The organism is Pedobacter sp. 10L46_2 (genome assembly GCF_056395165.1).
Genome location: NZ_JBFTIZ010000216.1, coordinates 1 through 7,216 on the forward strand (window position 1 = coordinate 1; position 7,216 = coordinate 7,216).

A 7,216-nucleotide genomic window follows, 5' to 3' on the forward strand; every position below is an offset into this window, starting at 1 on the left:
GAAGAGATCTGATAGTTAACTGAGGCATCTATATAGTCGCTATTGCCATCGTAGGTATTTTGTATGTGATAGCCTTGTAGTAATTCTCCGTTTTGAGTGAGCGACGAGACCTGGTTGCTGAGTTGGGCGTTTTTGTTGCCATTAAGATTGATCTGAGCTGAGATGAGCTGTAGTGGGGTGATTTCATAGCTCACATCGGTTCCAAGATATCCGGTTCTGCCGTCAGATTTATTATCGCCATCTTGAGTTAAGGTTTGAGGGTTATCGCCGATGGCATTTCTAATCAAATTATTTGTTGTGACAGGGGTTTTAGAAAGCGAGCCACCGGTGAATACCGAAGCGATAAGTTTACCAGATTTAAAATTAAAAGATCCACCAGCGCCCGGGCCACCTGCAGGAAAACTTTCATTGAGATTTAAAGAGCCATTGTATCCATCGGCGGGTTTTTTGTTAGTTACGATATTGATGATTCCTGCGAATCCTTCTGCATCATATTTTGCTGGTGGATTGGTAATTACTTCGATCTTTTCAATAGTTGATGCAGGCATGCTGCGCAAAACTTCCTTAGGGTTATTCTCGATCATACCAGATGGCCTGCCATTGATAAAGATCTTAAAACTAGTGCTATTTTTAAGTCTGATGTTTTGCTCTGCATCTAGTGAAACAAAAGGAATTTTACGCATCATTTCCAGAACGCTGTTCCCTTTACTATCCGGATCGGCTTGTAGATCGTACACAAGCCTGTCTATCTCTTGAGTGACTATTGGTTTGCTGCCGGTAATGTTTACCCCTTTCAATTGTTTGGTGTCTGGAGATAATAGGACCAAACCCTGATCAACGTGCAGTTTTGTAGTATCCTGAAGAGATATTGCAAATGTTTTGGCCTTATAGCCGATACTCACTATTTCAAGTTTGTATGTTCCAGACGGTATTTGACTTAATGTAAATATACCGGTGCTGTCGCTTATCCCTGTCTTAACAATTGCATTTGTTGAACTAATGATGTTGATTGTAGCCCAGCCGGCCGGTTTTTTGCTGACGGAATCCATAACCTTCCCGTTCACAGAAAAGTTGGGTATTCTGGTTTGTGCAGCCGATTGATTATAACTTGTTATGATGGCGAAAAAGCCTATGATAAGAAATAAACGTAGTTGAAGGTTTTTCATGAGTTTTGATTTTTGGAGCGCCTTAGGGTTTGGACAGCGCATAGCGCTGCCATTGCCCTTGAAGACCTTTTTGTGTTCAGTAAATTAAAGAAGTAGGGTTGGGTTGTTTTAGCCCTGGTCTTTTTCAGATTTCCTCACGAGGAAATAATAAGAAAGGAAACCGGCGGCAATAAAGATCATTTCAATTCCATAAGGCAGGGGAGAATCAACCTGGGCATCGGGAATGTAATTGATAACCACTAAACCTATTCCGCCAAAGAAAAGAATAAGACCCCATTTAAGTACTGCAATCTTATGGTTAAATGATTGGCCCAGTGAGTTTAGTATTTCGGGATTTGTAAGCCCTGAGTTGATTAGACGATTCTTTAAAATGAAGTTGAGAATGGCAATTACAACGATTGCTGTAATAATGAATAATGATATTGAGATGGTTATACTTTCTATGTGGTCCATGATGTCTGTTTTTAAATGTGATTTATTGCCCAAGTAGACACGCCTGCCAATAAAAAGGTTGCAGAAAAATACATCTTTTTAAAATTATTATTTTTTTTGTGGAAACTGCAACATTACACAGCATCCGGGTGTCTACTATACGATGTTAAATGAAAAGGAACTAGTTGCCAAAATATTGCGAGGTGATGCAAGAGCATTTGAAGCTCTGGTTAAGCAGTATGAGAAACTTGTATTTCATGTAACAAGCAGACTAATAAAAAATGATGAGGATGCGACTGATATTTGTCAGGAGGTTTTTATAAAGGTATATCAGGGACTGAATAAATTTGGCTTTCAATCTAAACTAAGCACCTGGATTGCCCGAATTGCTTACCTGACGTCTATTAACCACCTGAGGAAATATAAACAGGAACTGCAAAATAAGAGTGAGGCAGATAATGATGAAATAGATAACTACCACTTTAGCGAGGAGACACCAGAGCGACTTATGATTAAAAAGGATGTTGCAGCTTATGTGCAGCATTTGTTGTTACAGCTGCCTTTGCAATACCGCTCAGTACTTACCTTGTTTCATTTGGAGGAGTTTAGTTACCTCGAAATACAAGAGATCACAGGAATGCCTGAAGGAACCATCAAAAATTATTTGTTCAGAGCAAAGAAATTATTGAAAGAAAAACTGGAAATTTATTTAATAAATGAATGATATGGAAGCGAATGAGAACAGAGAGGACAAAAGGGATCAGAAGCTGGATGAATTATTGGCAACTGCACTGAAAAGTGAACCTGTAAGCAGTTTGCCTTATGGTTTTGCAACAATGGTTACCAGGAAAGTTTTTGCCCAAAAAGTTAAGCCATTCGGTATTAAAACTTATGCGCTTGTTTTTATGGCTATTCTCGGTATTGTAGCACTTTCGCTTACTTTATTGTCGCTGTTTAATCCGCAACTAACCGTAAGCTTACTTGCTATGATTAAACTTGGCAGGTACATACTGGGTTTTATTGTGCTTAGCTTCTTTTTAATTGAATATATTGATCAAAAGTGGGTGAGGGCTTCGCAAACGTAACGACAGTATAATCAGGCACCTCCGTTAACAAAGAAGTTGAAGCAATCATTTGTAGCAAGGTTAATATGTACGCTGAAATAATTGTTTCCACCATCTTTAAATGCGATGATTTCTTTCTTCCAGGTTTCATCTTTACTCACAGCACTTTTAATAAAACAGTTTAAAAGAATAACCTTTTCGCCGTTTTTATTTTTGTATCCAAGATATTGTCTGAAATACCCTGACGGTGCCTGGATTCTGGTAGAATCTACAATGACACCATCTTTATCGATTTTACTTGTTTTTAGGCACATTTTGAAGATGCGCTCTGCGTTTTCAATATCCTCAGCAGTTGGCATAAACTGGACACTGCCCTCATCGGCATTGGCCGAAGTATCTGGAGCAAAGATTACACCTGTATATTCCTTTGTGGTTATATATTGATTTTTGCTGCCTTCAATAGGGGCTATCGTGTGCGTATCAGCAGACTTATTTTTAAAGTCGCAGCCGGTAATGACCAACAGAAGGATCAGAAAAGATAAAGTCCTCATAAGTATTGCATTACTAATATAACTAAAATGAGTTACTTTAATTCTACAGTTCAGCAATAATATTTAGATATTTATGGGCAAAAAAAAGACCGGACAATTCAATGAGTACATTCAATCATCCGGCCTTCAAATCTAACTCCCCTATAGAGTACGGATAAAACTGAAAACAGTTGCTAGTTGCTTAGATAAAAATTGTGTTGTATCACCAAGAACAGCGTTTACAGTAGTAGTAACATTACCTAATAAAGCACCTAAAGAGCTCCATACTATGCCGCCACCATCAGTTTTTGTCATTTCAACAGAGTTCATTTCTTGAACACCTAAATTGTTTAGTTCTAACTTTTTCATACTTGTTTACAATAAGATAAATTTCCTTACTCGTTAAAGGCCTTTCAGGGTATGCCTGATGCTTTAAAAAGCACTAGAACTAATTTAACCATTATTCAAATTGGTATGTTTATTCAATTTGTTCAGTATTAGAAAGCTCTCTTGAGCTAGACATCTAACAGGCGTCTGTGGTAGTTGATTTGACCAAGGTGATAAGCTAAATGTGAGCTGAGGTAAATCAACATGTACTTTACTGATCTGTCATTCTCTAAAACTTTTACCTCCGGATATTCATTTTTCAGGTCTTGTTCGGTTAACTGGTCGATGGAGTCTGTAACTACTTTAATGGTATCCTCAATTTGTTTAATCAATTCATTTCTTGGAACATCCTTTAGTGAAAACTCAAGTTCTCTATTTCTGATATATCCGGTTTTACCAAGTTCTGCACCAATGAAAGTATTCAGGTTTCCCACTAAGTGCAAGCATAAATTACCTGCAGAATTGCTTATCGCATTTTCAGTTCGCCAAATGTTTTTATCGTTCTGATATTGTTCAATTTCAAGCTTTACTTTATTCAAATCTCTTGTAAAGAGGGTTTTTAGGGATTCTTTTAACATATTATATTTATAAATCTGCAATTTGTTTTAGTATTAATTTAGAGATGACATCTGCATTGGCATAAACCATAAAATGTCCACCGCCTTCAATCCGTATATCAGGTTTGTTATATCTGAATGGCAATATATTATCGGCCGTTCCATGAATATGGGTTAAATTTATTGGCCTTTCTTTATTCCGCCAGCTTAAGATACAAGTTAACGCCCATTTCATAAAAATAGGGTCACTATCTATCACAAGTTGTTTCAGTAGTTTAATTTCTTCATGTGTTTTAGCGCCAAGGAACTTCAAACCAATGTTGTTCCCTCGTTTTAAAAGGCTGACAGGGATTGCTTTTTGTAAGCTTAAACTACCTGCCATCCGATAATACCATGGTAATTCCTTAAAAACGGGTGTACTGGAAATGAGAAAAGTATGTGACGGCTTCAATTGCTTAGAAATTTCAGTAGCCAGCATGCCACCAAAGGATAGGCCAACTAAGTAAAATGGAGAAGAGGCATCTATTTTAGCTGCCAATCGGAGCGCGTATGCCTCGAGCGATTCATTTTTTAATGCAGGAATCCAATCCAGATAAACCAGTTCGAAATTAGGTGGGAAAACAAGCTTTTTAAATGCGCGCCTGTCGGCCCCCAAGCCACTGATGAAATATATCCTTTCTGTCATTGCTGACATAAAATTAATGTATTACCTAATTACGCTGGTTTAAACATTGAAAACTTACAATTTTTATACAATCAGTTGTTGTTTGTAATTGATCTCCTATCTTTAATAGGTATGAAGGCTATAAATTTCAATCCAGTTGATTTTGAACCTGTAAGGCAAATTGCGCTACAATTTCCTGACGCTTCGGATAGCTTGTCGCATTATGATACCCCTTCAATAAAAATCAAAAAGAATTWGCTTTGCAGGCTGCACGAGAATGGGGAATGGCTTGCTGTAAGGACGGATTTTGAAAGCAGAGAAAGATTCCTGGAGGAATATCCGGAAAGCTGTTTCATTACGCCGCACTATAAAGACTATCCTTATATCTGCCTATACGTAAACAGCTATAGTAGAGAATTGCTAAAGGAGGTACTTGAAACGGGCTTTAAGGCTATTACAGAGAAAAAGCAGAAATAGAATTATTTAAATTCGGTCGATTTTTACTATGCACGTATTTAGCTGAAGATTTAATTTCGGGTAATAAAATAATATGAATTTAAATTACATCTCATGAGTACCTATATCTTATTTAAAGCTGTTTTTATTATCCTGATTCTAAGTTGCCTTGCCGTTATTCTAAGTTTAAGTATGTAGTATTTGCGCAAAAGTGTTCAGCCGATATTCGTTTTGGCGATCGTTTTATTTAGTTTTGCATATGGCAAAGCTTCATTCAAAACCTCAGATACATTCTTCCAGCTTAAATTTTTTAGATCAATTAAAAGAAAACAACAATAGAGAGTGGTTTAACGAGCATAAAGAAGAATTTCTAAAAGAGCAAGCGCTTATAGAAGTCTTTGCTGACGGCTTGTTACAGGACCTAAATGTAGACGATGTAATAGAAACTCCTTCCGGACGAAAAAGCGTGTATCGTATTTATAGGGATACCCGGTTTTCTAAAGATAAAACCCCATTCAAAACCCACTGGAGTGGTAGTTTCAGGCGCGCCACCAAGTACCGCAGGGGAGGATACTATTTTCATATAGAGAAGGGGAATAGTTTTATTGCAGGCGGATTCTGGGGGCCATCGGCACAGGATTTAAAACAAATAAGGGAACATATTGGTTTTGATGCCACGCCATTAAGAGAGATCATACAGAGTGGCTCCTTTATTTCAACATTCGAAACATTGAAAGGAGAGCAATTGAAAACCTCGCCTAAGGGTTTCAATGCCGATCATGAAAACATTGATTTATTACGATACAAGCAGTTTTTGCTCATTAGAAGGTTTTCTGATGAAGAGGTTTTAAATGAGCGCTTTTTAGCGCAGGCAACGCTAACCTTTAAAAATATGCGCCCATTTTTTGATTATATGAGTGAGATATTGACCACTGACATTAACGGAATTGAAATTTAAGTACTGGGATTAGAGGTTCTTTATATATTCTCGTGGCGTATGACCATATTGTTTTCTAAATTCTCTGCTAAAATATTTTGGATCGTTAAAACCTACCAGATAAGAAATTTCTGATATGGTATACCTATGCTCAGCTAACAGTTGAGCGGCCTTTTTCAATCGAATTGTTTTGATAAAATCATTTACAGAAAGGGTTGTCATTGTCCGGATTTTCTTGTAAAGTACGGGCTGACTCATTCCAATTTTTTGGGCCAATTCGGGTACGCCAAAATTTTCATCAGACAGATGACTTTCAATATAACCCAGGATTTTAGTCATAAATGCATGGTCTGTAGAGTTGATGGTTATGTCTTGAGGCTGTAGGTTTACCTGCTGAACAAATTTTTGGCGCATTGTTGCTCTTGATTGCAATAAGTTACGCACGTTTAGCAGCAACAGATCCATGCTGAAAGGCTTAGTGATATAAGCATCGGCTCCGGTTTCCAGTCCGCTTAACTGATGGATGTGCGATGACCTGGCAGTAAGGAGAATTACGGGAATATGGCTGGTACGTTCATCTGTTTTTAACTTACTGCATAAGGCTAATCCATCCATTATTGGCATCATTACATCGCAGATGATCAGATCAGGTAGCAATTCAATTGCTGTTTCCCATCCCTTAAGCCCATCAACAGACTCCCTTGTGTGATATTGTTTGCCAATAGCACCGGCTATGAGTTGCATAATCTCTGCATTATCTTCTACGATCAGAATGGTTTCCTGGGCTTTGGGGTGTTTATTTTGCTCAGCGGCTTCCTCTTCAACAAATTGTTGTACGTACAGTTTGGACGGGAAGTCTGCACTTTTAACTTCACTAAGTTCGCTTGGCTTAAAGTGCGAATTTCCTTTTTTAAGCTTAACAATAAAGCAAGTATAGCCAGGCTCTTGAGTGGTGGCTGGATTACTTAGGATTTCTATTTTGCCATGATGAGCTTCAATGATGCTTTTGGACAAGGCCAGACC

At 37.8% G+C, this 7,216-nt stretch carries 11 protein-coding genes; 4 read left to right on the forward strand and 7 right to left on the reverse strand.

The genetic code is table 11. The annotated features are described in order from the left end of the window. A partial coding sequence (locus AC1DDX_RS19400; protein ID WP_477622434.1) for a carboxypeptidase regulatory-like domain-containing protein occupies positions 1 to 1,166 on the reverse strand: 1,166 nt, incomplete at its 3' end. 108 nt (positions 1,167 to 1,274) lie between these two features. Next, positions 1,275 to 1,619: a hypothetical protein gene (locus AC1DDX_RS19405; RefSeq protein WP_288884067.1), complete on the reverse strand. Its 345-nt coding sequence runs from the start codon at positions 1,617 to 1,619 to the stop codon at positions 1,275 to 1,277. 142 nt (positions 1,620 to 1,761) lie between these two features. On the opposite strand from AC1DDX_RS19405, the gene AC1DDX_RS19410 reads away from it, so the two are divergent. Together AC1DDX_RS19410 and AC1DDX_RS19415 are read left to right on the forward strand one after the other, a co-directional pair. After that, on the forward strand, positions 1,762 to 2,322 hold the full coding sequence (locus AC1DDX_RS19410) for an RNA polymerase sigma factor (RefSeq protein ID WP_172662574.1): 561 nt from the start codon (positions 1,762 to 1,764) through the stop codon (positions 2,320 to 2,322). Between the two features lies 1 nt (position 2,323). Then, positions 2,324 to 2,683 (forward strand): hypothetical protein, encoded by a 360-nt coding sequence (locus AC1DDX_RS19415; protein WP_172662575.1) that lies wholly within the window; start codon positions 2,324 to 2,326, stop codon positions 2,681 to 2,683. An 11-nt stretch (positions 2,684 to 2,694) separates the two neighbouring features. Here AC1DDX_RS19415 and AC1DDX_RS19420 read toward each other — a convergent pair whose 3' ends face one another. The 4 genes from AC1DDX_RS19420 to AC1DDX_RS19435 all read right to left on the reverse strand — a co-directional run bounded on the left by AC1DDX_RS19420 (position 2,695) and on the right by AC1DDX_RS19435 (position 4,830). After that, positions 2,695 to 3,213 (reverse strand): hypothetical protein, encoded by a 519-nt coding sequence (locus AC1DDX_RS19420; RefSeq protein WP_337715950.1) that lies wholly within the window; start codon positions 3,211 to 3,213, stop codon positions 2,695 to 2,697. A gap of 141 nt (positions 3,214 to 3,354) precedes the next feature. Then, a complete protein-coding gene (locus AC1DDX_RS19425) occupies positions 3,355 to 3,561 on the reverse strand; it encodes a hypothetical protein (RefSeq protein ID WP_048905896.1) in 207 nt (68 codons plus the stop codon). Between the two features lie 146 nt (positions 3,562 to 3,707). After that, positions 3,708 to 4,157 (reverse strand): DUF1572 family protein, encoded by a 450-nt coding sequence (locus AC1DDX_RS19430; protein WP_337715951.1) that lies wholly within the window; start codon positions 4,155 to 4,157, stop codon positions 3,708 to 3,710. Between the two features lie 7 nt (positions 4,158 to 4,164). After that, complete coding sequence (locus tag AC1DDX_RS19435; protein WP_337715953.1) at positions 4,165 to 4,830, reverse strand: alpha/beta hydrolase; 666 nt, start codon at positions 4,828 to 4,830, stop codon at positions 4,165 to 4,167. Between the two features lie 102 nt (positions 4,831 to 4,932). On the opposite strand from AC1DDX_RS19435, the gene AC1DDX_RS19440 reads away from it, so the two are divergent. Both AC1DDX_RS19440 and AC1DDX_RS19445 read left to right on the forward strand, forming a co-directional pair. Next, positions 4,933 to 5,277 (forward strand): hypothetical protein, encoded by a 345-nt coding sequence (locus tag AC1DDX_RS19440; RefSeq protein ID WP_477622435.1) that lies wholly within the window; start codon positions 4,933 to 4,935, stop codon positions 5,275 to 5,277. Between the two features lie 238 nt (positions 5,278 to 5,515). After that, complete coding sequence (locus tag AC1DDX_RS19445) at positions 5,516 to 6,214, forward strand: DUF2461 domain-containing protein (protein ID WP_337715955.1); 699 nt, start codon at positions 5,516 to 5,518, stop codon at positions 6,212 to 6,214. A gap of 9 nt (positions 6,215 to 6,223) precedes the next feature. Here AC1DDX_RS19445 and AC1DDX_RS19450 read toward each other — a convergent pair. Further along, on the reverse strand, positions 6,224 to 7,216 hold a 993-nt coding region (locus AC1DDX_RS19450), incomplete at its 5' end, for a response regulator (protein WP_477622436.1).

Bases quoted from the DNA above. Each gene is read 5' to 3' on its own strand.
- AC1DDX_RS19415 (WP_172662575.1), top strand. From the start codon at position 2,324: ATGGAAGCGAATGAGAACAGAGAGGACAAAAGGGATCAGAAGCTGGAT.
- AC1DDX_RS19435 (WP_337715953.1), bottom strand. From the start codon at position 4,830: ATGTCAGCAATGACAGAAAGGATATATTTCATCAGTGGCTTGGGGGCC.
- AC1DDX_RS19425 (WP_048905896.1), bottom strand. From the start codon at position 3,561: ATGAAAAAGTTAGAACTAAACAATTTAGGTGTTCAAGAAATGAACTCT.
- AC1DDX_RS19410 (WP_172662574.1), top strand. From the start codon at position 1,762: ATGTTAAATGAAAAGGAACTAGTTGCCAAAATATTGCGAGGTGATGCA.
- AC1DDX_RS19430 (WP_337715951.1), bottom strand. From the start codon at position 4,157: ATGTTAAAAGAATCCCTAAAAACCCTCTTTACAAGAGATTTGAATAAA.
- AC1DDX_RS19405 (WP_288884067.1), bottom strand. From the start codon at position 1,619: ATGGACCACATAGAAAGTATAACCATCTCAATATCATTATTCATTATT.
- AC1DDX_RS19420 (WP_337715950.1), bottom strand. From the start codon at position 3,213: ATGAGGACTTTATCTTTTCTGATCCTTCTGTTGGTCATTACCGGCTGC.
- AC1DDX_RS19445 (WP_337715955.1), top strand. From the start codon at position 5,516: ATGGCAAAGCTTCATTCAAAACCTCAGATACATTCTTCCAGCTTAAAT.